We start from the raw sequence: 23407 nt of genomic DNA, 5'->3' as shown, positions 1-23407 counted from the left end.
CATTAACCGAAGACATCGCCTGCTCGACCGTGGCGGCACCATTCAGAAGTCGTACGATTCATCCCGCTCCGTGATAGCCCGGACCGGCTCGGTGACCGGCTGCGACCTGCGACTTCACCCCTGGACAGGGGTGCCGGAAGGTCAGTCGAGATCGATGTGCTCGCTGTCGGAGGGCTTCTCCGTGGACCAGCGGCGTTCGTGGCCGGAGACGGCCGCGCGATAGGCGGCGAGCAGCTCGCCGCCGGCCGCCGCGAGGTGGCGGTAGACCTCCGGATGCTTCTCCCGGACCGGCCCGGCGAACCGGTCCAGACCGTCGGCGGAGCCCAGCGCCCGGGTCGCCTCCTGCATCCGCTCGCCCACCGCGGAGGCGAACCGCCGCACCTCCTCGACCAGCGGGCCGAGCTGCGAGCCCCACGGGTCCCCGGCGGCGCTGCCGCCGCCGAAGGGGTCCTCGTCGGCCCCGCTCTCCTTCTCCCCCTGTGCCTGGCGGCCCTGCTTCTGGTAGCCCTGCTCCTGCCCGCCGTGCCCGTCCCGGGCCTGCTCCGGCCCGGCCTGCTGCTCCGGCTCGGCCGCCTCGCGCTGCGCGGCGGCCTGCGCCGCGGCGTCCTCGGCGACCACCTGCGCCCAGACGTCCTCGCCCTCTCGGCGGTCGTCGGCACTGCTCATGGCGGCTGCTCCTCAGGTCGGTGCACTACTGGCCCTTCGACGCTACCCGAGAGCCGCCGTGCCGCGGGGGCTCTCAGCCGCGCGGCCACAGTTCGGCGTCGGGGGCGAAGCGGACCGAGAGCAGACCACCGCGCAGCCCGGCACCGGACACGGTGCAGCGGCGCAGCGCCGAGGGCAGCCGGACGATCCGCCGGTAGGCGCCGGTGCCGACGATCAGTTCGTCGCCGCGCCGCACCAGGTCCAGGTCGGCCCGCTCGGCACCGGGCAGCGGCAGTCGCCACACCAGGGTGCCGTCCTCCGCGAGCCGGTCGTCGACCGTCCAGGGGGTGGCGGGCTCCGGCTCCGGGTCGGGGGCGCCGCCGTAGATCTCGGCGCCCAGTTCGGCCAGGTCGGCCGGCCCCTCCGGACTGCGGCCCAGGTGAGGGGCGGTGAGCAGCGGTACGGCCGACCGGAGTTCCGCCACCAGCGCCGCCAGCCGGGCGCTGTCGTCGGCGGCGCGGGCCGCGAGCCAGGGATCGGCGGAGCCCGCCGCGGAGTCCGGCAGGGTGCGGGAGGCCACCACCGCGTCCAGCCGGTGCTCGAAGAGGGCGAGTCCGGCGCGTGCATGGCGGACCTCGGACAGGCTGTGACCGTCGGCGTCCACCACCAGCCGGACCGAGGTCCCCGGCGCCGACACCACGCTGCGGGCCTCGGCGAGCCGTGCCGCCACCCAGGTGCGGGCCTCGTAGAGCCAGTCGGAGGGCATCGGCACACCGGCGAGGGCGGCCAGCACCGGGCGCAGCGCACGGGCGGCCTGCCGCTGCTCGGGCAGCAGCCGCGCAAGGTAGCGGTCCAGCCGCTCCGGCAGCGCCAGCGCTGCGACCAGCTCGGGTACCGGGGGACCGTCGACCACCACCAGGTCCCAGGCGCCGGAGGCGGTGTGCTCGCACAGGGCGCGCAGCAGCACCAGATGCCGGGTGCCGGGGAGCGCGGTGAGCTCCTCGGGGTCCAGCGGGTCGACGCCCAGCAGGTCGAAGGCCGGCTTGACGCGCCCGGAGAGTCGCTGGGCCTCCTCCTGGAAGGCCCGCTCCTCGTCGATGCGCAGCGCGTGCGGCGGCTCCCCGCCGTCCCCGACCGGGGCGGGCGCGCCGCTCAGCCGTACCCCGAGGAGTGCGTCCAGGGTGCGGTGCGGATCGTGGGCGGAGAGCAGCAGGGTGCGCAGGCCGCGATGGGCGGAGTGGACCGCGGTGGCGGCGGCCACCGTGGTGGTACCGCTGCCGCCCCTGCCGGTGACCAGCACCGTGCGGGTCGTCATGCCGGTCCGCCCTTCGGTTCGGTGGGGGAGCGTTCCACCCCAGGGTGGACGGTCAGCTCTCCACGCGCTTCTTCAGCCCGGCCAGGGCGCGGTCGATGATGACCTTCTCCGCCTTGCGCTTGATCATCCCGAGCATGGGGATCTTGACATCCACCGCGAGCTGGTACGTCACCTCGGTGGCGGCGCCGCCCTCCAGCGGGGCGAGCGAGTAGGAGCCGTCCAGGGCCTTGAGCATCTGGCTCTTGACCAGGGTCCAGGTGACCTTGCGGTCGCCGTCCCAGGTGTAGGCGAGGACGTGCTCGTCACGGATCGCCCCGGCGTCCAGCAGCAGCCGCACCTGCTCCGCCCGGCCGTCCGGACCCTGGCCGAGCACCTCGATCTCCTTGACCTCACCCGTCCACTCCGGGTACGCGGCGAAGTCCGAGATCACCCCCATGACCTCGGCAGGGGTCGCGTCGATCGTGATGCTCGACCTGGTGTGCTCCGCCATCGGGTGGCCCTCCGCATAGTGGCCGCTGTGGTTCTGGCCGCTGTGATGTCGTCCGACTGCTCGGGTGGTGTCTGTGCAGGAAGGTTATCGCGGCCGTACACCGCGTCACCGGGGGCGTGCCTCACCACTCCAGAACATACGGTCGGCCGGTGGCCCGGAAGTGTCCGACGTTCACACACTCGGTGCGGCCGATCCGCATCCGGCGCGCCAGCGGCTGGTGGACGTGGCCGAAGAGGACCAGCTCGGGGCGGGTGGTCCGGATCGCATCCAGCACCGCCTCGCTGCCGCGCTCGAAGCGCCGGGCGACGACGTCATAGGTGAGCTCGGGGACGGCCGGGGGGATGTGGCAGCAGAGCACGTCGACCGCGCCGACCGCGGCCACCTTGGCCGCGTACTCCTCCTCGTCCACCTCGTAGGGGGTGCGCATCGCGGTCCGCAGCCCGCCCCCGACGAAGCCGAAGGTGCGGCCGCCGAGTTCCACCCGCTGCCCGTCGAGCACGGTGACGCCCTCACGGGCGAAGTCGGGCCACAGCCGCGGCACGTCGACATTGCCGTAGGTGGCGTAGGTGGGGCTGGGGAAGGCGGCGAACAGCTCGGCGTACTGCTTGCGGACGGCCTCCTCGACCGCCTGCTGCCGTGGGCGGCCAAGCGTCGCCCACAGGGTGTCGGAGAAGGCGCGGGCCTCGTCGAAGCGCCGTGCGGTGCGCAGTTCCACATAGCGCGAGGCGTTGGCGGCACCGAACAGGTCGGGGAAGATGCCCCGGCCGTGGTCCGCGTAGTCCAGGAAGAGGACCAGATCGCCCAGGCAGAGCAGGGCGTCCGCGCCGTCGCCGGCCCTGGCGAGCGCCTCCGCGCTGCCGTGCACATCACTCACCACATGCACCCGCATGTCCGCCACCTTAGGGGTTTGGACACGGACGGCCCACCGCCCCCACGCCCGTCCGGTTCACCGGACCGTGATCCACCTGCCGTAGGGTGCCGTCAGGAGGCGGACGCTGCCGCGACCGGCGCACCCCTCCTCCGTCACACGCCGGAAGCATTCGGCAACCTGCCGTCAACGGCCGTGTGACACACGGAACACATTGCCTGGCCCCCCTATCTCAACATCCCTACCCGGCAGTAACGTCCTGGCGTCCCGCAGCGTCGCAGACGAGGAGCAGTCTTGCGCGAGTTCAGCCTTCCGGCCCTCTACGAGGTTCCGAGCGGCGGCAACCTCACCGATCTGATCCATCGGAACGCCCAGGCCCATCCCGACGTGGCCGTGGTGAGCCGCAAGATCGACGGCCGGTGGCAGGACCTCACGGCCGTGCAGTTCCTGGCCGAGGTACGGGCAGCCGCCAAGGGGCTGGTCGCGGCGGGCATCCGCCCCGGCGACCGGGTCGGCATCATGTCCCGCACCCGCTACGAGTGGACCCTGTTCGACTTCGCCATCTGGTGCGCCGGAGCGATCACCGTCCCTGTCTACGAGACCTCCTCCGCCGAGCAGGTGGAGTGGATCCTCGGCGACTCCGGAGCCGTCGCGGTGATCACCGAGACCGCGGCGCACCAGACCACCGTGGAGCGGGTACGCGACCGGCTGCCCGAGCTCCGGCAGGTGTGGCAGATCGACTCCGGTGCGGTCGCCGAGCTGGCCCTGACCGGCGCCGGCATCTCCGACGCGGTGATCGACGAGCACCGGGCGGGCCTCGGCCCGGACACCATCGCCACCATCGTCTACACCTCGGGCACCACCGGCCGCCCCAAGGGCTGCCAGCTGACGCACCGCAACTTCCTGGCGGAACTGGGCAACATCACGGCCCGTCTGGAGCCGCTGTTCCGCACCGGCGAGGGCTCGGTGCTGCTCTTCCTGCCGCTGGCCCATGTGCTCGGCCGGATCGCCGAGATCGCCTGCGCCATCGCCCCCGCGAAGATCGGCCATGTCTCCGACATCAAGGACGTCACCGCGGAGCTGGGCGCCTTCTCCCCCACCCTGATCCTGGGCGTGCCCCGGGTCTTCGAGAAGGTCTTCAACACCGCCCGCGCCAAGGCCCAGGCCGACGGCAAGGTCAAGATCTTCGACCAGGCCGCGGAGACCGCCATCGCCTACAGCCGCGCGCTGGACAACGGCGGTGCGGGACTCGCCCTGAGACTGAAGCACAAGGTCTTCGACCGGCTGGTCTACAGCAAGCTGCGCGCCGCACTCGGCGGCAGGGCCACCCACGCCATCTCCGGCGGAGCCCCGCTCGGCGAGCGGCTCGGCCACTTCTACCGCGGCATCGGCTTCACCGTCCTGGAGGGCTACGGCCTCACCGAGACCTGCGCCGCCACTGCCTTCAACCCGCACGACAAGCCCAAGATCGGCACCGTGGGCCAGCCGCTGCCCGGTTCGGCGATCCGGATCGGCGAGGACGGCGAGGTGCTGCTCAAGGGCCCGCAGGTGTTCACCGGTTACTGGAACAACCCCGCCGCCACCGCTGACGCGCTGCAGGACGGCTGGTTCGCCACCGGCGACATCGGCACCCTGGACGACGAGGGCTATCTGGTGATCACCGGCCGCAAGAAGGAGATCATCGTCACCGCGGGCGGCAAGAACGTCGCCCCCGCGGTGATCGAGGACCGGGTGCGGGCCCACCCGATCGTGGGCGAGTGCATGGTGGTGGGCGACCGCAAGCCGTTCATCGCCTGCCTCATCACCATCGACGAGGAGTTCCTGCCGACCTGGAAGCAGCTCCACGGCAAGCCGGCGGACGCCACCCTGGCCGACCTCAAGGACGACCCCGACCTGGTGGCCGCGGTGCAGGCCGCGGTGGACGACGGCAACAGGGCGGTCTCCAAGGCCGAGGCGGTGAAGAAGTTCCGCATCCTGGACACCCACTTCTCCGAGGACAGCGGCCATCTCACGCCGTCGCTGAAGCTCAAGCGGAACGTGGTCCTCAAGGACTACGCGTCCGATGTGGAGGCCCTCTACCAGCGCTGAGACCGGGACGGGGGCGGTGGCGGGCAATGAGCTCGCCACCGCCCCCGTCGGTCACCGGAGCGCTCCTCGGGGGCACGGAAGCCTCCCGGGTGGTGCGCGGCTGCGCGGCGTCAGTCGCGGGGGGCGAGCAGCGAGCCCAGGCGTTCCGCCAGCAGGTCCCAGCGCCAGGCGTCCTCCACCCAGCGGCGGCCCCGCTCGCCCATCCGGCGGCGCAGCGCCTCGTCCAGCAGCAGACCCACGATCCGGTCCGCGAGCGGCTGCGTCCGCCCGCCGGGGACGACATAGCCCGTCTCGCCCTCCAGCACGGCGTCGGGGGCACCCCCTGAGTCCCCCGCCACCACGGGCAGCCCGGTGGCCGAGGCCTCCAGATAGACGATCCCGAGACCCTCGACGTCCAGCCCGCCCCGCCGGGTGCGGCAGGGCATGGCGAAGACGTCGCCCGCGCCGTAGTGGGCCGGCAGCTCCTCCCAGGGCACCGAGCCGGTGAACCGCACCGAGTCGCGTACCCCGACGGAGTCCACCAGCCGCTCAAGGTCGGCGCGGTAGGGACCGCCGCCGACGATCAGCAGCACCGCGTCCGGGACCTCGGCCAGTACCTCCGGCATGGCCCGGATCAGGGTGTCCTGGCCCTTGCGCGGCACCAGCCGGGAGACGCACACCACCACCGGCCGGTCCGCCAGCCCCAGGCGCCGGCGCACCTCGGCGCCGCCGGAGTCGGGGTGGAAGGTCTTCTCGTCCACGCCCGGCGGCAGCTGCACCATGCGCGCCGCCGCCTCCTCGCCCACCGCCGCCGCGATCCGGGAGCGGGTGTACTCGCCCAGATAGGTGAGCACATCGGTGCGCTCCCCGATCCGGCGCAGCAGCTGCCGGGAACCCGGCAGCTGTGCCCAGGCCGCCTCGTGCCCGTGGGTCATGCCCAGCAGCCGCTCGGCACCTGCCCGGCGCAGCGCGGGCGCCATCAGACCGAGCGGCGCGGCCGCGCCGAACCAGACCGAGGTGCAGCCCTCGGCCCGGAGGATCCCGGCCGCCCGCCGGACGACCCGCGGGGTGGGCACCATCATCCGGGTCCGGTCCCTGATCACCGGGAAGGGCTGATCCGCGTCAAAGCGCGCAACCTCCGAACCGTCCCGCCACGTGGAGGCATAGACCACCACACTGCCCGGAGCCTGCCGCACCGCCATGTTGTGGACGAACTGCTGGATGCCGCCGGGCCGCGGGGGGAAGTCGTTGGTGACGATCAGGGTCTTCTGCATGGTCTCCGTACCATAGGTCAGGTCCGCCGTTCCGTGGGAACCCGGAATCACCGTGCCACCGTCCTCACCATGGGCGGTACGCTCGCCCGACCGGCCCGGACGTCCCCCGACACCGGCCGTCCTAGACCGAGTGAGGGATGCAGCTGTGGAGTTGGCAGAGCCCGGAGAGGCCCGGACCCTGGAGCCGCCCCACAAGGCGCCGCACCCGCGCACCGCAGCCGGGCCGCTCTGGGCACTGGGTCTCTCCTTCGTCGCCACCCGGGTGCTGATCGTGCTGATGTGCCTGGGCGTCTGGAAGATCTCCGGGCTGGACGTCACCGGCGACGTCTCGGTGATCTACCACGGCTGGTACGAGGTGCTGAAGACCGGCACCTTCCCGATGGACGACGTCACCTGGCAGTACCCGCCGGGGGCGGCCCTGGTGATGCTGGCGCCGGGGCTGCTGCCCTGGTCGTACCTCACCGACTTCATGGTGCTCACCGGCGTCTTCGATGTGCTGGCCATGCTGCTGCTGGTACGGGCGGGTGTCCGCGGGCGGCGGCGCTATGCCGGGGCGTGGCTCTGGGTGGTCGCGGTGCCCATGCTGGGCCCCACCGTCTACGCCCGCTACGACCTGATCGTGACCGCCGTCTCCATCGCCGGGCTGCTGGCGCTGGGGCGGCGGCGGTCCCGTCTCGCCGGGGCGCTGCTGGGCTTCGGCGGCCTGCTGAAGGTGTGGCCGCTGCTGGCGGTGATCGGTACGGCCCGCGGCAGCCGCACCCGCCGCACCTGGACCGCCGCCGCGGCCACCGCGGCCGGGGCGGGCTTCCTGGTGGCGGCCGCGATGAACGGCGCCTTCCAGTTCCTCACCTTCCAGCGCGACCGCGGTGTGGAGATCGAGTCGCTGGCCTCGCTGCCGATCCACTGGGCCCGTACCCAGGGCAAGTGGCAGGGCCAGGTCACCCTCAACTACGGCTCGGTGGAGTTCATCGGCCCCTGGGTGCATGTCATCGCCCAGGTGTCGCTGGCGACGACCCTGCTGGCCTTCGGATGGCTGCTGGTGTGGCGGCTGCGGGCCCGCGTCTGGCACCCGGCCACGCCGTACGACGCCGCGCTGGCGGCGCTGCTGCTCTTCACCGTGACCAGCAGGGTGATCAGCCCGCAGTACCTGGTGTGGCTGATCGGGCTGGCCGCGGCCTGCCTGACCGCGCGGGGCACCACGCAGAAGCCGGTGGCGGTGCTGATCCTGCTGGCGTCGGCGCTCACCGTGCTGGAGTTCCCGGTGAGGTTCAACCAGGTGGCCGCGTCCGATCCCGGCGGCGTCGCCCTGCTCACCGCGCGCGATGTGCTGCTGCTGGGCGCGGCGCTGCTGTCGTGCGGCCGGCTGTGGCGCTCCACCATGGGCCGCGCCGAGGAGGAGCCCCCGGCGGAGGAGGAGTGGGACGCCGGGCTGGACCCGGAGGCGGCGACCCGCGTCGGGGACCCCTTCGAGGCGGAGACGGTGGCCTACACCGTGCGCCCCGGCATCGCCTATGAGCAGCACCTGCTGGAGGACCTGGACCCCGACCCCGGGCAGCCCTCACCCCGCCGCTGACCGCTCCCGGCCCGACCAGCTGCGCGCCGCGGCGATCCGCCGTGCCGCACTGGGGTGCGTACCGAAGAGCAGCTGCAGTGCCCGCGGCGGGTCGACATCGGCGACATTGGCCACCGCCAGCCGCCGCTGCATGGCGATGAACTGCTCCGGGTCGCGGGTCAGGTCGAGGGCGTGGCGGTCCGCGCGGGCCTCGATCCGGCGGCTGACGGCACACTGGAGCGGCCCGGACAGCGCTCCGAGCAGGCTCGCGCAGGCCGCCAGCAGCGGCAGCGACCGGGGGTCGGCCGCATCCGCCGCCCCGGCGGCCGACAGCAGCGCCTCCCGGCCGAGCAGCAGGCCCAGCAGGCAGACCGCGGCGGCGGCCCCCAGCGCGCCCAGCACGGTGCCGTTGCGGACGTCCCGGTGCTTCACATGGCCCAGCTCATGGGCGACCACCAACTCCACCTCGCGGGGTTCCGCGGTGGCCAGCAGCGTGTCGTAGGCGACGATGCGGCGGGTGGCGCCGAGGCCGGAGACATAGGCGTTGAGCGCGGTGGTACGCCGGGAGGCGTCCGCCACCAGCACCTCGCGGACAGCCACCGCGTCCCGCTCGGCCAGGGCCAGCAGGGCGGTGCGCAGCGGCCCGTCGGCCATCGGGTGAAAGCGGTTGAAGAGCGGCTCCACCACCAGGGGGAACAGGAACGACATCGCCACCGTGAGCGCCGCCGCAGCGCCGGCTGCGGGCAGCCACCACCGGTGCGGGGACCATGCGGTGAGGGCATAGAGGCCGTACGCCGCCGGCAGGGCCAGCACCAGGCCCAGCAGCAGTCCCCGCAGCACGTCCACCGCCCAGCCCGCCCACCCCTGGGTCACCAGGCCGTAGCGCCGCCGCACCACCCGGACCCGGGCGGTGAAGGGCAGCCGGACGGCCTCGCCCAGCAGCACCAGGGCCGCCGTCCCGGCGAGCACCTGCGCCGTCCTGGTCCCTCCGAGCGGCTCCCCCACGGCCTGCACCAGCCCGGCCCCGGCGGGGCTGAACCCCAGCCCGGCGGTCAGGCCCAGCCCGATCAGGCGTCCGGCGAGCGCCCAGGGCACCTGGGCCCGCCGCAGCGCCCTCCCCCGGGCGACCTGCTCGGCCGTGAAGTCACCGGCCGCGGGGGTTCCCGGCCCGGTGCTCCCCGTCGCGGTGCTCCGCGTCGCGGCACCGCCGGCCGTGGCGTCGCCGCCGCTGTCAGAGGTCACCGATAGCCTCCTGCCGAACCGTTCCAAGGGGGAGGCCAGCATGGCAAATCAGCGGCGCGGCCGCGACGGGCGGGGTCAGCCGAGTTCCTGGCGGAGTGCGCTCCGCCAGTCCCGGGTGAAGGCGGCGAGGCCGGTGCCGAGGACGCGTCGCATGGCACGGTCCACCGTGGCCTCCCGGTCGGCCTCCGCGGATCCGGTGGCGGCCACGGCACGGTAGAGGGCGACCAGGCCCCGGGTGCCGTGGCGGCGGGCGACCAGCGTGCAGGCGAACCAGGCGAGTTCATAGGCCTGGGCGAGGCCGTCGGCGGTGGTGGCGAAGTCGCTGTCGCGGGGCAGGGCTGCCGGGAGGCGGCCGGCGGCGATGTCCGCGGCCAGTTCGGGGGCGATCTGGCGGGTGGTGCGGCGGGTTCCCAGATAGGCGGTCCAGTCGGCGACGCCCTCGGAGAGCCAGAGCGGCGTCCAGGGCCGGGTGTCGGCCCTGGTGGCGACATGGACCGCCTCATGGCTGGTGACCACCTGGCGGCCCAGGTCGCTCAGCTCGCCGTACGCCTCCGGGTTGACCAGGATCCGGTCGGCCGGGGCGGCCTTGGGTGCACCGGAGGCCGCGGTGGTCACGGCGGCGATGCCGCGGTAGTCACCGGGGGCCGCGTCCAGCAGCCGGGAGAGCTGCTCCAGCGAGCCGGGCGCGTAGAGCAGCAGCCGGTCGGCCCAGGAGGAGCCCCAGACGGCGCTGACGGCCGGTACGGCGCTGTCCGCGGCCGCGGAGAGCGCTGCCAGGTCTGCGGGGGCGGCGAGCCCCAGCACCAGGCTGTGGGCGCCGCGGACGGCCCGTACGGTGCCCAGGTCCCAGAGCAGGGCGCTGCCCACCGGATCCTCTGCGGCCAGCAGCCACTGCCCGTCCCGGTCGCTGAAGGTGAACCGGCGGGTGGCGGTGACCGGGTGGTGGTCGTAGCCGGCTATGCGGTGGTCGAGCTGCACCTCGGCGGTGAGGCCGGTGGCGCTGCGCTCCAGTCGGGTCAGCCGGGGGTGGTAGGCGGCGAGGGGCACCTCTGCGGTGCGGCGCAGCAGTTCGGCCTGGCCGGGGCGGAAGGCGGGGACGGCGGTGGCGGCGAGCGCGGCGGCGTCGCGGCGCAGCACAGCGTCGGCGTACCGGGCCAGCAGTGTCTCGGCGCTGCGCCGGTCGGCCTGCGACGGGGCGGCGAGCGGGACCGCCACGGCCGCGTCGAGGCCGGCGCCCCGCGCGGGGGCCGCGCCCGGGGCGGAGAGCTGGAGCAATCCTCCGGCGGCGAGCAGCAGCGCTCCCCGCCGGGTCAGCCCGCCCCCGGTCATGCCGAGGGCAGGCCTGGTCCCGCTCAGACTCTCACCACGGCGGCGACGGGCATGGAGCGCACGCTCTCATAGCGGACCCGGGCTCCGGGGTAGGGCGCGTGGATGATGGTGCCGCCTCCGACGTACATACCGACATGGTGCATATCACCGTAGTAGATGACGAGGTCTCCCGGGCGGGCCTCGGAGAGCGGGATCCTGCGGCCCGCGGAGGCCTGCCCCTGCGAGGTGCGCGGCAGGTTCACCCCCGCCTGGGCCCAGGCCCAGTACATCAGCCCGGAGCAGTCGAAGGCGCGGGGCCCGGTGGCTCCGTAGAAGTAGGGCGAGCCGAGGGCGCTGGTCGCGGCCGAGACAGCGGCGGACGCGCGGCTGTCGGGGGCGGCGAGGGCGTCCAGGTCGGCCCGGCCGACACCGCGGGCGGCACGCTCCTGGGCCGCGCGGGCGTCGGCGGCGGCGAGACGCGCGCGCTGTGCGGCGGTGAGGCCGGCGAGCAGGGCCCGGGCGCGACCGAGGCGCTGCTGCATCTGCAGCTTGTCGCGGCCGAGTTCGCGGCGCACCTGTTCCAGCTCGGCGAGTCTGTCCGCGGCCTCGGCACGGCGCTGGTCGAGCCGGCGCTGCTCGGCGACGACGTCATGGAGCGCGTCGGCCTGCTGGGCGGCGAGCCGGTCCATGGCGGTGGCGCGGTCCAGATAGCCGCCTGGGTCGGAGGAGAGCATCAGCTGCACGGCGGGGTCGATGCCGCCGGACCGGTACTGGGCGTCGGCGACCCGGGAGAGGTCGCCCAGCATCCGGTTGAGCCGGTCCCGGCCGCGGGCCACCTCGTCCTGGAGCGCGGCGGACTCCTGGCGCAGCCGGTGGAGGCGTTCACGGGCACCGTCATAGCGCTCGGCCGCGGACTCGGCCTCCCCGTAGAGCTGGTCGACCTGCTGCTTGACGTCGGCCTCGGTGGTGGTGTGGCCGGGGTGCTCTCCCGGGTCACCGGGCATAGCTTGGGCGGCGGCTCCGGAGAGCGCCAGGACGGTGGCCGCTCCTGCGGTGAGCACCGTGACTCGTGCCCGGCCGGGCGTTCTGGGACGGCGGTGGGTGGCCAACGCGCTTGCGCTCCCTTCGTCCTGACCGCCGCCGTGGGAGGTGGCAGTCCGAGCGCAGACGTTAGCGAGCCAGGCGCAAAGTGTCCAAATTGCCGTTAATAATAAGTTCTGACCGTCTTTCGGTACACCGCACACAGCAAGGGTCCGACCCCCACACGGGGGGCCGGACCCTTGCGGATACGACAATGCGTCAGATACGCACGATCTTGGCGATCGGCATCACACTGGCGGACTCGTAGCGGACCACGGCACCGGTGTGCGGAGCGTGGATGATCTGGCCGTTGCCGACGTACATGCCGACGTGGCTCATGCCGCTGTAGAAGATGATCAGGTCGCCGGGCTTGGCGTTGGCCAGCCCGTTCACCGTCGTACCGGCACCGGCCTGGGCCTGGGAGGTACGCGGCAGCGAGACGCCGGCCTGTGCATAGGCCCACTGCATCAGACCGGAGCAGTCGAAGGAGGAGGGTCCGGTGGCGCCGTAGACGTACGGCGAACCCAGCTTGCTCTCCGCGGCCTGAATGGCGGCGGCGGCGTAGCTGGAGGCCGCACCCGCGGTGCTGGTGGTGCCGCCGATGCTGGTGCGGCCGGCGGAGCGGGAGGCGCGCTCATTGGCGGCGTTCTCCGCGGCCTGCAGTGCGGCGCGCTCCGCGGCGGTGAGGGAGTTGAGCAGCGACTGCGCCTTGGCGAGCTTCTGCTGGACCTCGCTCTTGGCCGACCTGAGCTCCTTGGCGGTGCTGTCCAGCTCGGCCAGCTTGTCCTGCGCCTCGGACTTCTCCTGGTCCAGCTTGCGCTGCTTCTCCTGGAGGTCCTTGAGGGTGCCGGTCTGCTGGGCGCTCACCTGGTCCAGCGACGAGGCCTTGTCCAGGAACTGGCTCGGGTCGGAGGAGAGCATCAGCTGGACGGTGGGGTCGATGCCGCCCGAGCGGTACTGCGAGGAGGCGAGCTGGCCCAGCGCGCCCTGCATCGACGAGACCTCGGCCTGCTGGCGCGCGACCTGGTCCTGGATGTTGTTGACCTGCTTCTGGAGCTGCTGCTGCTTCTCCTTGGCGCCGTCGTACTTCTCCGTGGCGACCTCGGCCTGCTCATTGAGCTTGTCGACCTGGGCCTTGACCTGGTCCTTGGTCGGCTTGGGGGCCGCGCTTGCGGCACCGGCCTGGGCCGATATCGCGACGGCGGTCGCTGCGGCGGCGGTCAGTACGGAGATCCGTGCGCGGCTGGGCTGCTTGGGACGGCGGTGGGACGCCACGAAGGCGGGCTCCTTCTTCCAACAGCCGCCTACCGGGTGAGCTGACGGGTTCGGGCCGGAAGCATGCCCTACGACGCCTCAGCCGACTGCTAAGCCCGGCCCTGACGCCGATTCACCCCGAGGAAGTGGTTCCCCGGCTCCGATCCGACGGCATCCCCTGTAGGGCAGTTGCCTGCCCTGCCGCATCTCGAACTCGGCGGGAGCCTCCGCTGTCATCCGGGTTGGGTGATCACCTCGCGGGGGCTCGACGCCAGACACTAGTAACAGAACTGTGATCCGTTCAAATCCTTGTAGGTAAAAAGTCTGATCGCAGGCAAGATTCCTTCGAAATGCCACCGGGGGTAGCCACAGCATGACCCTGAGGTGATCGTTGCGCCTGCACACCGGACAGCACTCAGGCCCGGCATGTCCGAATTGCCGGGCCTGATGGGAATTCTAAATATCCATACAGAATCGTCCGCTGACGATCAGACGACGCGTCGGATGGTGTAGATCGGCATGGAGCTGGCCGACACCACCTCCACCGTCCTCCCGGGCTTGGGTGCGTGCACGACCATTCCATTGCCTATGTACATGCCCACATGGGCACCGCCGTAATAGATGATCAGGTCACCGGGCTGCGCCTGGGCGAGCGACGGCACCCGCACACCCACACCGCCCTGCGCCGAGGCGATTCGCGGCAGCGACACCCCCGCCTGGGCATAGGACCACAGCATCAGCCCCGAGCAGTCGAAGCTCGACGGCCCCTCGTGACCGGACGCATAGGGATCCCCCCGCCTGCTGAGCGCGGCCTGCACGGCCACCGCCGCCGCACCGGAGGCCGGCGGCAGACTGCTCAGGTCGACCCGTGCGGAGTCGCGCGAGGCCCGTGCGTCCGCGGCCTCCAGGGCCGCACGCTCCTGCGCGGTGAGGGAGTTGAGCAGCGACTGCGCCTCGTGCAGCCGGGACTGCATCTCGGACTTGTTCGCCTTGAGCGCCGAGGTGGTGCGGTCCAGCTCCGCCAGCGTCGCCGCGGCCTCCGCCTTCTGCTGGTCCAGCTTGCGCTGCTGCTCCTGGAGCAGTCGCAGCGCATCCGCCTGCTGGGTGCTCACCTGGTCCGTGGTCGCCGCCTTGGCCAGGAAGTCGTCCGGGTCCGAGGAGAGCATCAGCTGGACGGTGGGGTCGATGCCGCCCGAGCGGTACTGCGCCGCGGCCACCGAGCCCAGCCCGGCCTCCAGCTTGCTCACCTCGGCCTGCTGCCGGGCCACCTGGTCCTGGAACTCGGCGGCCTGCTCGCGCAGCTGCTTCTGCTTCTCCCTGGCGCCGTCGTACTTCTCGGTGGCGACCTCGGCCTCCTCGTACAGCTTGTCGACCTTCGCCTTCACCTGGTCCTTGGTCGGCTTGGGGGCCGCATGTGCGGCACCGGCCTGGGCGGAGATGGCGACGGCGGTCGCAGCCGCCGCGGTGAGGACCGAGACCCGGGCACGGCTCGGCTGCTTGGGACGGCGGTGGGACGCCAAGGGGGGTGCTCCTTAATCCTGCGAACACCACTCGTCGGAGTGACAGTCGGGGCGGAGGTTTGACGTCAGACCTTAGTGAAGATCCAGTGCTCGGCCAAGCCCCGGGCGTGTCCCAACTCAGGTACGCGCCAACCGCCGCAGCAGCAGCGCGGAGGAGACCGGCCGCGCCCCGGCACGGCGCACCCCGTCCGCGACCTCCCGGTCGGAGGAGACCACCACCACCGGCCTGCCGTCCGGCTCGGCCCGCACCAGCCGCCGGATCAGCTCGTCCGCCGTCTCCCCGGTGCGGCTGAACCGCACCCGCACCCCGCGCGGCGGGGCCATGATCACCGGCGCGTCCAGATCCTGTCCGTCGAAGACGCAGGTCACCTCGGCGCCGCTGTGCGCCGCCAGCATCGACAGACCGCCCAGCAGCCGGATGCGCTGCTGCTCCAGCGGCAGCGTCGGATACCCGGTCTTGGTGACGTTGTAGCCGTCCACCAGCAGATGCACCTGGGGCAGCGCGAGCAACTGGTCCAGCAGCGCCGGGTCGTCCTCGGACAGCGCCCTGCGGGCCACATCGTGCGGGGAGGCCGAACCGGGGGCCACCGCCTCCACCATGTCGGCCGGACGCATCCGGGTCACCGGCAGCGCCAGCTCACGCTGCAGACCCTGGGCCGCGTGCAGCACCGTGTCCAGCAGCAGCCGCAGCCGCATCTCCTCCACACTGCGGCCCTCACGGGTCGTGCGGCGGCTCGCCTCCAGGGCAGACTCCACCTCGGAGACACGGTGCCGCAGCCGCCGCGCCTCGCCCTCAGCGGTGGACCGCTCGGTCTGCGCCGCCGTACGCGCCGCATCCAGCTCCGCGGTCACCTTGCGGGTGGCCGCCTCGGCCCGGCGGGTGTCGCTCTCCAGACTCCGCAGTCGCTTGCGCAGCCCCTCGGACTCCCTTCTGGCGGCGTCCAGTTCGCTGCGCATCCGCTCCGCCTCGGCCCGGGCGGAGGCCCTCAGCGCGGTCAGCTCCCCCTGCAGCTTCTCAACCAGGCGGACCGCCTCCGCGGCCGTCCCCTCGGCCTCGGCCCGCTCCGCCTCCTCCCCGGCCTCCGCCACCAACCGGCTCCAGCCCGGCGGCCGGATCAGATAGGAGGCCGCGGCCACATCCATGGGGTCGGCGGCGGCCGGGGGCGCTCCGCCCTCCAGTGCCTTCACCAGCTCGGGCTGGCCCAGCCGCAGCCGGTCCGCTATCCGCAGCCGGAACAGCGGCTCCGCCTCCAGGGCGGCGGCCAGCGCGGTGCCCGCGTACTTGGCCCGCCGGGCGGCGGTGAACTTGGCATACGGCCGCAGGCTCGCGGGCAGCTCCGCGGCGGGCAGGGCGCCGAGGGCGTCCGAGGCGATCCCCACCACCCGGCGCCTCACCCCCTCCGGCAGCGGCCGGTCCAGCCGCTCGTCGTCCCCGGAGCCGGACGCGTCCACCGCGGCGTCCACGGCCTCGCCGGTGCCCTCGTCGACGCCCTCCTCGGCGTCCGGGACAGCAGGGTCAGCGGTGCGGGGATCCGAGCCGGGAGCGCCGTCCGGGCCGCGGCCGTCGGCGCCCGCTGCGCCCGTCCCGCCCCCGGCGGCAACGGCCGCCTCCGGTACCGCGGGCTGCTGACCCTGCGGCCCGGCGGCCGATCCAGCTCTCTCCACCACGTCCACGACTCCGCTCCGTCTCGTCCGGCGCCTCCCCGTACACCGCCATCTACGATTCTCCCGCGTGCCGGTTCCTGCCCGGCAGGGTGCCGCCCGAACCTCTGCCGGCCCGGGGCGGCACACCCCGGATCAGGCCTGACCGGGCTCCCCGGAGGCCTGCTCGCCGCCGGCCCCCGGGCGGTCCACCAGCTCCACCTGGTCCACAGCGTTGCACCAGCGGCACTGGACCGCCTCCACGGTCTCGCTGAGCACCTCGCGCTCCTCCACCCTGGGCTCACCGGCCAGGTCGAGGTGGATGAACTCCTTGACCCGGGAGGCCCGGGTGACGTCGAAGCGGGTCAGGTTGCCGCACAGGGTGCAGCGCCACCGGGTCCCAGGGGTGGGCAGCGGGACAGGCATCTGGATGGTTCCTCTCGGTCGTCCCGGACGATCGCGTACGCCAAACCCTAGGCCCTGCGGCACCGCCCGTGGACAGGACGTTCGCACCTCGGGACGCACGGACCGCCCCCGGCGCTCGCCCGTCCGCAGCATCCCCGGTGTCACCGCGGGCCCACCGAGGAATGCTCCGAACCATGGTGATCCCGGTCCACGACGAGCATCAGTTCCGGCGACCGCCGCTGGTGACCTACGCACTGATCGCGGTCAACACCGCGGTGTTCGCCGTGAGCCCGTCATCCGGCCTCGACCCGCTGTACGGACCCGCCGGGCAGCGTGCCTGCGCCCAGCAGCGCTACGACCAGCGGTGGGGCGCCGTCCCCCAGGAGCTGCTGGACAACCGGGTCCTCCGCCCCGACCAGGTGCCCCCGCCACCCCCGGGTGCACCCCGCTGCCCGCTGCCGGCGGCGGGGGCCGCCGGCAAGGTGCCCGCGCTCTCCGTGGTCACCTCGCTCTTCGTGCACGCCGGCTGGCTGCATCTGCTGGGCAACCTGCTGTTCCTCTTCGTCTTCGGCAGCACCGGAGGAACGCCTGGGCCGGATCCGCTTCCTGGCCTTCTACCTGGGCATCGGCGTGCTGGCGACCTACGGCTACGCACTGGCGCAGCTGCACACCGCCGACGCCTACCGCACCCTGATCGGCGCCTCCGGGGCCATCGCCGGGGTGCTGGGGGCCTATCTGCGGCTCCACCCCCGGGCCCGGGTCACCAGTCTGGTCCCGCTGCTGCTCTTTCTGCCGCTGCGCTTCCCCGCCTGGCTGGTGCTGGGGCTCTGGTTCGCGGCGCAGTGGTGGTGGGCGCACTCCGCCGACGACTCCGTGCCGGGAGTCGCCTATCTGGTCCATGTGATCGGCTTCGCCGCCGGGTTCCTCTGCACCTGGGCGCTGTACCGGGGCGGCCGCGGTGCACCGCCGGTGGTGGCCGCGTCGGCGCCGCGCCGCGGGGCGGACCCCGGGCCCGCCTGATCCACCTGCCTCAGTACGCTGGCCGGACAGCCCTCCACACCTGATCAGGAGACCCGCGTGATCACCGCGATCGTGCTCATCAAGACCACCGTCGACCGGATCCCCGAGATCGCCGAGACGGTCGCCGCCCTGGACGGCGTGAGCGAGGTCTACTCCGTCACCGGCACCTACGACCTGGTGGCGATGGTCAGGGTCCGCCGGCACGAGGACCTGGCCGACGTGATCCCCGGACACCTCAACAAGGTCCCCGGTGTGCAGCACACCGAGACCCACATCGCCTTCCGCACCTACTCCCAGCACGACCTGGAGGCCGCCTTCGCCCTCGGACTCGACGAGTAGCGGCCGCGCCCGCCCGCCCCGGGCACGGGGCGGGCGGGCGCGGGTCATGCGCGGGGCCGGATCGTGCGCGGGGCCGGATCGTGCGCGGGGCCGGATCGGCTCGTGCTCGGGCGCCGGTCAGCCGCGACGGTTGTCCGGGACGCAGCGGCCGCCCTCGGTGCGGTAGGACCAGCGGGCGCCCTCGGTGACCAGTTCCCGCACCGCCCCCAGGAACCGCTCGATGTGCTCGTCCGGCGTGCCCGCGCCGAAGCTGACCCGGATCGCGTTCAGGCTGCGCTCCCCCGGCAGCGACGGCTCCGGTGCGCCGCACTCCGACGGCGCGTCCTCGGTCCCGCCGAGCAGCGTGCGCACCAGCGGGTGTGCGCAGAACAGTCCGTCCCGCACCCCGATGCCGTACTCGGCGGAGAGTGCGGCGGCGAAGTGCGAGCTGTTCCAGCCCCGGACCACGAAGGACAGCACTCCCACCGTCGGGTGGGCATCCCCGAACAGGCCGAGCACCTGCACCTCGGGCACCTCGGCCAGCCCCGCTCGCAGCCGGGCCAGCAGCTGCTGCTCGCGCGCCTCCAGCGCCTCGAAGCCCGCCTCGGCCAGCGCCCGGCAGGCGGACGCCACCGCATAGGCGCCGATGACATTGGGCGAACCCGCCTCGTGCCGGGCCGGACCGCTGTTCCACTCCACCGTGACGCCGCCGTCGTCGTCCCGGGCCACGGTGCGGCTGGCGCCGCCGCCCGCCAGGTACGGCTCAGCGGCGTCCAGCCAGTCGCTGCGGCCGGCCAGCACACCGGCGCCGAACGGGGCGTAGAGCTTGTGCCCGGAGAAGGCCACCCAGTCCACGCCCAGCTCGCGGACCGACACCCGCTGGTGCGGGGCGAGCTGCGCCGCGTCCAGGACCACCCGGGCGCCGTGGCGGTGGGCGGCCTCGGTGAGCTCGGCGATCGGCCAGATCTCCCCGGTGACGTTGGAGGCGCCCGTGACGCAGAGCAGCTTGGGCCCCTCGGGCGCCGTCTGCAGTGCCGTGACCAGGGTCTCCACGGCCTGCCGAGGGGAACGCGGAGCCGGCAGGTAGGTGGTGGTCAGGCCGTCGCGGCGCCAGGGCAGCAGCGAGGCGTGGTGCTCGGTCTCGAAGGCGAGGACCCGGGTGCCGGCGGGCAGCACCGCGGCCAGCAGATTGAGCGAGTCGGTGGTGGAGCGGGTGAAGACGACCTGGTGGCCCTCGGGCAGGTCGAGGAAGTCGGCGACGGTGCGGCGGCTCTGCTCGAAGAGGTCGGTGGAGAGCTGCGAGAGATAGCCGGCGCCGCGGTGCACGCTGCCGTAGTACGGGGCGTAGGCGGCGACGTCGTCCCAGACCCGCTGCAGGGCGGGGGCGCTGGCGGCGTAGTCGAGCGCCGCGTAGGTCACCTTCTCCCCGCTGACCAGCGGGACCTCCACGGTCTGACCCAGGACGGGCAGCGGGGCGCAGTCGGCGTGGGCACAGCCGGAGGGCGCGGCGGCGACGGGAGCGGGGGCGGCAGCGGCGGACTGAGCGGTCATGGCGGGCTCCTGGGCGAGGGCGAGGGTGCGCGGGCAGGGGCGACCGCGGCGCGGCGATGCCGTGCCGGAGCGGCAGCCGGACACGGCTGCGGGCTTGTGAGAGGTCGTCCCGGGGCCGGTCGGGCGCAGCAGAGGGCGCACCGGGCGGCGGCGGGGGTGGGGAGGCCGTCGGCCTCTAGCGCATTCGCTTCATCGGGGTAAGGCTCCTCGGGACCAGGACCCCAGGACGCGCAAGGGGTCCGCGCTTGCCACAGGCACCACTGCCTGCGGCCTGGTCTTCACCCGGGGCACCCCGCCACGGACGGAGGGTTGCCGGACAGCAAGCCGGGGCTTGTTCTGCTGTCACTCATGACCTGCCGAGGAGTATGGCAGAGGACCAGCCGCCGTCCCAATCGCCGTCCGCGATACGGACGGCACCCAGGCAAAGGGGGCGGCGAGCCGTCCGTACGGCTCCCCGCCCCCCTCGGCCGGATGTCAGTCGCGGGCCGTGGCGGCCGCCCACCGCTCCAGGGTGCGCAGCCCGGCGCCCGAGTCCAGGGCGTGCGCGGCCCGCTCCACGCCCGCCGCCAGCTGGTCGGTGACGGGCGCGTCGGTCAGGTCCAGGGCGGTGAGCGCCGCGGCGGTGTTGAGCAGCACCGCGTCGCGTACGGGGCCGCGCTCGCCGGCCAGCAGCCGCCGGGCGACCTCGGCGTTGTACGAGGCGTCCGCGCCCCGCAGTGCCTCGATACCCACCAGGGTGATCCCCAGGTCACGGGGGTCGAAGGAGGTCTCGGTGACCGCTCCGTCCTTGACCACCCAGACCCGGGAGGTGCCGGTGATGGTGAGCTCGTCCAGACCGTCGTCGCCGCGGAAGACCAGGCCGGTGGAGCCGCGCCGGGCCAGGACTCCGGCCATGATCCCGGCCATCCGGGCGTCGAAGCAGCCGATGGCGGAGGCCTTCACCCGGGCGGGGTTGGTGAGCGGGCCGAGGATGTTGAAGGCGGTGGGGACACCGAGTTCCAGGCGGACCCGGGCGGTGTGCCGCATCGCGGGGTGGAACTTGGCCGCGAAGCAGAAGGTGATCCCGGCCTCCTCGGCGACCTCGGCGACCCGGCGGGTGGAGAGGTCGAGGCTGACGCCGAGCTTCTCCAGGACGTCGGAGGAGCCGCTGGCCGACGAGGCGGCGCGGTTGCCGTGCTTGACGACCTTGGCGCCGGCGGCCGCGGCGACGATCGCCGACATGGTGGAGATGTTGACCGTCTTGGCCCGGTCGCCGCCGGTGCCGACGATGTCCACGGCCGGTCCGGGGATCTCCAGCGGCTCGGCGTAGGCGTACATCGCCTCGACCAGTCCGCCGACCTCCTCGACCGTCTCGCCCTTGGCCCGCAGCGCCACCATGAACCCGGCCACCTGGGCGGGGGACGCCTCCCCGCTCATGATCCGCGACATGGCCCAGGCGGTGTCGGCCGCGGTGAGATCCTCGCGCTGCATCAGAGCAGCGAGGATGTCCGGCCAGGACCGTGCCTGCACGGGGTCGCCGCCGCCGCTCGCAGGTGCCACGTTCGCCATGACCAACTCCAGCCTTCGCCTGTGGACAGTAAGGAGAAGGCCACCCTATCCAGCCGTGGCGGCGGGGCGCCCGGACACTGCCGAACCCATCTCTTCCGATGAGACGGGTGGGGCGGTGCGCCGCTCCGCCGGGCGCCGCGGTGGGCACTGCCCGGCGGTCCGGCCGGGCGGGCGCTCCGCACCCGACGGGAGTCGTCCGGCGGGCTGCGGAACGGGCGTTAGGGCGTTAGGAGGCGTGGATCCGCCGCGCAGCACGGGCCCGCAGCAGCTCGGCCGCGGCGCCGGAGAGCGCCACCGGGTCCACGGGGTGGGAGACGGCCGCGTCGGCCCTGCTCCAGGCGGCCAGCCAGGCGTCCTGCGGGCGGCCGATCAGCACCAGGACCGGCGGGCAGCCGTAGATCTCGTCCTTGAGCTGACGGCACAGGCCCATACCGCCGGAGGGAACCGCCTCGCCGTCCAGGACGCAGAGGTCGATGCCCCCGGCGTCCAGCGCGCGGACGACCGCGGGCGCCGTGGCGCACTCCAAGTACTCCAGCGTCGGCAGATCGGCCGCCGGACGTCGGCCCAGCGCCAGGCGAACCTGCTCGCGGGTGTTGCGGTCGTCGCTGTAGACGAGGACGGTGACGGTCTCGTGCGCCATGGGAGATGCCCCCGGGGGTCTTGGCGGGATGTGATCGGGACCACTTCGCTGCTGGTGGATGGTACTCCCGATCACGGCTCGCGACACCCCGTGTGAGCCGTTGGAGGGTACGTCACAACCCGGACACACCGAGGGACCACCCCCGGAGTGAAGGCTGAATAAGGGACCGACATAATGTCGGTCGTGGCGACAGCAACAGCAGTAGAAACCGGGCACGCGCACGGATCGGTCAACCGGCCGAACATGGTCAGCGTCGGAACCATCGTCTGGCTGAGTTCCGAGCTGATGTTCTTCGCGGCCCTCTTCGCGATGTACTTCACGCTCCGGTCCGTGACGGGGCCTGCCTTCTGGCACGAGCACGCGAGCGCGCTCAATGTGCCCTTCTCGGCGACCAACACCACGATCCTGGTGCTCTCTTCCTTCACCTGCCAGATGGGTGTCTTCGCCGCCGAGCGCGGCGACGTGAAGAAGCTCCGTTCGTGGTTCGTGATCACCTTCATCATGGGCGCGATCTTCATCGGCGGTCAGATCTTCGAGTACACCTCGCTGGTGAAGGACGACGGCCTCTCGCTGTCCTCGAACGCGTACGGCACGGTGTTCTACCTGACCACCGGTTTCCACGGCATGCACGTGACGGGCGGTCTGATCGCGTTCCTGCTGGTCCTGGGCCGTACGTACGCCGCCAAGCGGTTCACTCACGAGCAGGCCACGGCCGCGATCGTGGTGTCCTACTACTGGCACTTCGTCGACGTCGTCTGGATCGGCCTCTTCGCGACGATCTACCTGATCAAGTAGCGGTCGCGGGCCGACCACCTGCCGACAGACATCCCAGACGACCAAGATCCTCACACCGGGGTTATCCGTGAAAAAGCTCTCCGCACGACGGCGCCACCCGCTGGCGGCGCTTGTCGTCCTACTCTTCGCGCTCGCGGCCACCGGGGGGCTGTACGCCGCGTTCGCGCCCGCCGAGAAGGCGCAGGCCGACTCCTCGTCGCAGTCGCTCGCGATCGAGCAGGGCAAGAAGCTCTTCGCCGTGGGCTGCTCCTCGTGCCACGGTCTGAACGGACAGGGCACCAGCGACGGCCCGAGCCTGGTGGGCGTCGGTTCCGCAGCGGTCGACTTCCAGGTCGGGACCGGCCGTATGCCGGCCCAGCAGCCCGGCGCTCAGGTTCCTGTGAAGAAGAACATCTACCCGCAGGACCAGATCGACCAGCTCGCCGCGTACGTCGCCTCGCTCGGCCCCGGCCCGGTCGCCCCGACGAAGGACCAGTACACCTCGTCGGACCCGAATGACGTCGCCGCGGGCGGAGAGCTCTTCCGCACCAACTGCTCGCAGTGCCACAACTTCGCGGGCAAGGGCGGTGCGCTGACGGACGGCAAGTACGCCCCGGCGCTGGACAGCACTTCGCCGAAGCACATCTACGAGGCCATGCAGACCGGCCCGCAGAACATGCCGGCCTTCCCCGACTCGGTCATGCCCGAGAAGCAGAAGCGCCAGATCGTCGCCTTCGTCCGGCACACGGCCGAGGCTCCCTCCCCCGGCGGTATGGACCTCGGCAGCCTCGGCCCGGTGACCGAGGGCCTGTTCGGCTGGATCTTCGGACTGGGCGTGCTGATCGCCGTCGCCATCTGGGTCGCCGCCCACACCACCAAGGCCAAGAAGTCATGA

21 protein-coding genes, 1 pseudogene and 2 riboswitches are annotated in these 23407 nt (G+C 72.8%); of the genes and pseudogenes, 7 read left to right on the top strand and 15 right to left on the bottom strand.

Translation table 11 applies throughout. The features are described from left to right. Positions 1-141: 141 nt before the first annotated feature. The 4 genes from AB0761_RS28595 to AB0761_RS28580 form a co-directional block, all read right to left on the bottom strand. Positions 142-666 carry a DUF5304 family protein gene (locus AB0761_RS28595; RefSeq protein WP_377272020.1) on the bottom strand — a complete coding sequence of 175 codons (525 nt, stop codon included), beginning with the start codon at positions 664-666 and terminating at the stop codon, positions 142-144. A 73-nt stretch (positions 667-739) separates the two neighbouring features. Next, a complete protein-coding gene (locus tag AB0761_RS28590; RefSeq protein WP_377272019.1) occupies positions 740-1960 on the bottom strand; it encodes an ArsA family ATPase in 1221 nt (406 codons plus the stop codon). A gap of 52 nt (positions 1961-2012) precedes the next feature. After that, on the bottom strand, positions 2013-2450 hold the full coding sequence (locus tag AB0761_RS28585; RefSeq protein WP_377272018.1) for an SRPBCC family protein: 438 nt from the start codon (positions 2448-2450) through the stop codon (positions 2013-2015). Between the two features lie 121 nt (positions 2451-2571). After that, positions 2572-3339, bottom strand: a complete 768-nt coding sequence (locus AB0761_RS28580) for a metallophosphoesterase (RefSeq protein WP_377272017.1) — start codon at positions 3337-3339, stop codon at positions 2572-2574. A 273-nt stretch (positions 3340-3612) separates the two neighbouring features. Between AB0761_RS28580 and AB0761_RS28575 the strand changes: the two genes are divergently transcribed. Then, positions 3613-5406: an AMP-dependent synthetase/ligase gene (locus AB0761_RS28575; protein WP_377272016.1), complete on the top strand. Its 1794-nt coding sequence runs from the start codon at positions 3613-3615 to the stop codon at positions 5404-5406. A gap of 110 nt (positions 5407-5516) precedes the next feature. Here AB0761_RS28575 and AB0761_RS28570 read toward each other — a convergent pair whose 3' ends face one another. Then, a complete protein-coding gene (locus AB0761_RS28570) occupies positions 5517-6659 on the bottom strand; it encodes a glycosyltransferase family 4 protein (RefSeq protein ID WP_377272015.1) in 1143 nt (380 codons plus the stop codon). Between the two features lie 145 nt (positions 6660-6804). Here AB0761_RS28570 and AB0761_RS28565 point away from each other — a divergent pair, with 145 nt between their 5' ends. After that, the gene (locus AB0761_RS28565; protein WP_377272014.1) at positions 6805-8232 is read left to right on the top strand and encodes a glycosyltransferase 87 family protein; all 1428 of its coding nucleotides are present in this window, start codon (positions 6805-6807) and stop codon (positions 8230-8232) included. Here the strand turns inward: AB0761_RS28565 and AB0761_RS28560 are convergent. From AB0761_RS28560 to AB0761_RS28530, 7 genes are all read right to left on the bottom strand, one after another. Further along, positions 8218-9453, bottom strand: coding sequence for a M48 family metalloprotease (locus AB0761_RS28560; protein ID WP_377272013.1), 1236 nt, complete (start codon positions 9451-9453; stop codon positions 8218-8220). The two genes, AB0761_RS28565 and AB0761_RS28560, sit on opposite strands and share 15 nt — an antisense overlap. A 75-nt stretch (positions 9454-9528) precedes the next feature. Next, the gene (locus AB0761_RS28555) at positions 9529-10782 is read right to left on the bottom strand and encodes a hypothetical protein (RefSeq protein ID WP_377272012.1); all 1254 of its coding nucleotides are present in this window, start codon (positions 10780-10782) and stop codon (positions 9529-9531) included. 23 nt (positions 10783-10805) lie between these two features. Further along, entirely contained in the window at positions 10806-11870 is a 1065-nt protein-coding gene (locus AB0761_RS28550; RefSeq protein ID WP_377272011.1) for an NlpC/P60 family protein, read from the bottom strand. Between the two features lie 190 nt (positions 11871-12060). After that, positions 12061-13116 carry an NlpC/P60 family protein gene (locus AB0761_RS28545; protein WP_377272010.1) on the bottom strand — a complete coding sequence of 352 codons (1056 nt, stop codon included), beginning with the start codon at positions 13114-13116 and terminating at the stop codon, positions 12061-12063. Between the two features lie 10 nt (positions 13117-13126). After that, positions 13127-13279, bottom strand: a riboswitch (cyclic di-AMP (ydaO/yuaA leader). Between the two features lie 304 nt (positions 13280-13583). Next, the gene (locus tag AB0761_RS28540) at positions 13584-14615 is read right to left on the bottom strand and encodes an NlpC/P60 family protein (protein WP_377272009.1); all 1032 of its coding nucleotides are present in this window, start codon (positions 14613-14615) and stop codon (positions 13584-13586) included. Positions 14616-14732: 117 nt separating this feature from the next. Beyond that, a complete protein-coding gene (locus tag AB0761_RS28535; RefSeq protein WP_377274365.1) occupies positions 14733-16079 on the bottom strand; it encodes an NYN domain-containing protein in 1347 nt (448 codons plus the stop codon). Positions 16080-16412: 333 nt separating this feature from the next. Continuing rightward, positions 16413-16682 (bottom strand): hypothetical protein, encoded by a 270-nt coding sequence (locus AB0761_RS28530; RefSeq protein ID WP_377272008.1) that lies wholly within the window; start codon positions 16680-16682, stop codon positions 16413-16415. Positions 16683-16843: 161 nt separating this feature from the next. Here AB0761_RS28530 and AB0761_RS28525 point away from each other — a divergent pair. The 3 genes and pseudogenes from AB0761_RS28525 to AB0761_RS28515 all read left to right on the top strand — a co-directional run. Next, positions 16844-17200: pseudogene (locus AB0761_RS28525) on the top strand (rhomboid family intramembrane serine protease); the annotation flags it as partial. 91 nt (positions 17201-17291) lie between these two features. Further along, positions 17292-17681 carry a rhomboid family intramembrane serine protease gene (locus tag AB0761_RS28520; protein WP_377272007.1) on the top strand — a complete coding sequence of 130 codons (390 nt, stop codon included), beginning with the start codon at positions 17292-17294 and terminating at the stop codon, positions 17679-17681. 57 nt (positions 17682-17738) lie between these two features. After that, complete coding sequence (locus AB0761_RS28515) at positions 17739-18020, top strand: Lrp/AsnC family transcriptional regulator (RefSeq protein WP_055586041.1); 282 nt, start codon at positions 17739-17741, stop codon at positions 18018-18020. Between the two features lie 117 nt (positions 18021-18137). On the opposite strand, the gene AB0761_RS28510 is transcribed toward AB0761_RS28515, so the two are convergent. The 3 genes from AB0761_RS28510 to AB0761_RS28500 form a co-directional block, all read right to left on the bottom strand. Then, on the bottom strand, positions 18138-19550 hold the full coding sequence (locus tag AB0761_RS28510) for an aminotransferase class V-fold PLP-dependent enzyme (RefSeq protein ID WP_377272006.1): 1413 nt from the start codon (positions 19548-19550) through the stop codon (positions 18138-18140). A 236-nt stretch (positions 19551-19786) separates the two neighbouring features. Further along, positions 19787-19904: riboswitch (SAM riboswitch) on the bottom strand. A 120-nt stretch (positions 19905-20024) separates the two neighbouring features. Beyond that, positions 20025-21098, bottom strand: coding sequence for an anthranilate phosphoribosyltransferase (trpD, locus tag AB0761_RS28505; RefSeq protein ID WP_377272005.1), 1074 nt, complete (start codon positions 21096-21098; stop codon positions 20025-20027). A gap of 226 nt (positions 21099-21324) precedes the next feature. Beyond that, on the bottom strand, positions 21325-21738 hold the full coding sequence (locus AB0761_RS28500; RefSeq protein ID WP_377272004.1) for a hypothetical protein: 414 nt from the start codon (positions 21736-21738) through the stop codon (positions 21325-21327). Between the two features lie 174 nt (positions 21739-21912). Between AB0761_RS28500 and AB0761_RS28495 the strand changes: the two genes are divergently transcribed. Both AB0761_RS28495 and AB0761_RS28490 read left to right on the top strand, forming a co-directional pair. Next, complete coding sequence (locus tag AB0761_RS28495) at positions 21913-22533, top strand: heme-copper oxidase subunit III (RefSeq protein WP_377272003.1); 621 nt, start codon at positions 21913-21915, stop codon at positions 22531-22533. A 67-nt stretch (positions 22534-22600) separates the two neighbouring features. After that, positions 22601-23407, top strand: coding sequence for a c-type cytochrome (locus AB0761_RS28490; RefSeq protein ID WP_377272002.1), 807 nt, complete (start codon positions 22601-22603; stop codon positions 23405-23407).

The sequence above is a fragment of the Peterkaempfera podocarpi genome (genome assembly GCF_042466665.1).
Taxonomy (GTDB): domain Bacteria; phylum Actinomycetota; class Actinomycetes; order Streptomycetales; family Streptomycetaceae; genus Peterkaempfera; species Peterkaempfera podocarpi.
The sequence above is the reverse complement of the archived record's forward strand: the minus strand, read 5'-3'. Positions and strand labels throughout refer to the sequence as shown.

Excerpts from the sequence above, each read along its gene's own strand:
- AB0761_RS28595 (WP_377272020.1), bottom strand. The coding sequence starts at position 666 with ATGAGCAGTGCCGACGACCGCCGAGAGGGCGAGGACGTCTGGGCGCAG.
- AB0761_RS28590 (WP_377272019.1), bottom strand. The coding sequence starts at position 1,960 with ATGACGACCCGCACGGTGCTGGTCACCGGCAGGGGCGGCAGCGGTACC.
- AB0761_RS28585 (WP_377272018.1), bottom strand. The coding sequence starts at position 2,450 with ATGGCGGAGCACACCAGGTCGAGCATCACGATCGACGCGACCCCTGCC.
- AB0761_RS28580 (WP_377272017.1), bottom strand. The coding sequence starts at position 3,339 with ATGCGGGTGCATGTGGTGAGTGATGTGCACGGCAGCGCGGAGGCGCTC.
- AB0761_RS28570 (WP_377272015.1), bottom strand. The coding sequence starts at position 6,659 with ATGCAGAAGACCCTGATCGTCACCAACGACTTCCCCCCGCGGCCCGGC.
- AB0761_RS28555 (WP_377272012.1), bottom strand. The coding sequence starts at position 10,782 with ATGACCGGGGGCGGGCTGACCCGGCGGGGAGCGCTGCTGCTCGCCGCC.
- AB0761_RS28530 (WP_377272008.1), bottom strand. The coding sequence starts at position 16,682 with ATGCCTGTCCCGCTGCCCACCCCTGGGACCCGGTGGCGCTGCACCCTG.
- AB0761_RS28510 (WP_377272006.1), bottom strand. The coding sequence starts at position 19,550 with ATGACCGCTCAGTCCGCCGCTGCCGCCCCCGCTCCCGTCGCCGCCGCG.
- trpD (WP_377272005.1), bottom strand. The coding sequence starts at position 21,098 with ATGGCGAACGTGGCACCTGCGAGCGGCGGCGGCGACCCCGTGCAGGCA.
- AB0761_RS28500 (WP_377272004.1), bottom strand. The coding sequence starts at position 21,738 with ATGGCGCACGAGACCGTCACCGTCCTCGTCTACAGCGACGACCGCAAC.
- AB0761_RS28495 (WP_377272003.1), top strand. The coding sequence starts at position 21,913 with ATGTCGGTCGTGGCGACAGCAACAGCAGTAGAAACCGGGCACGCGCAC.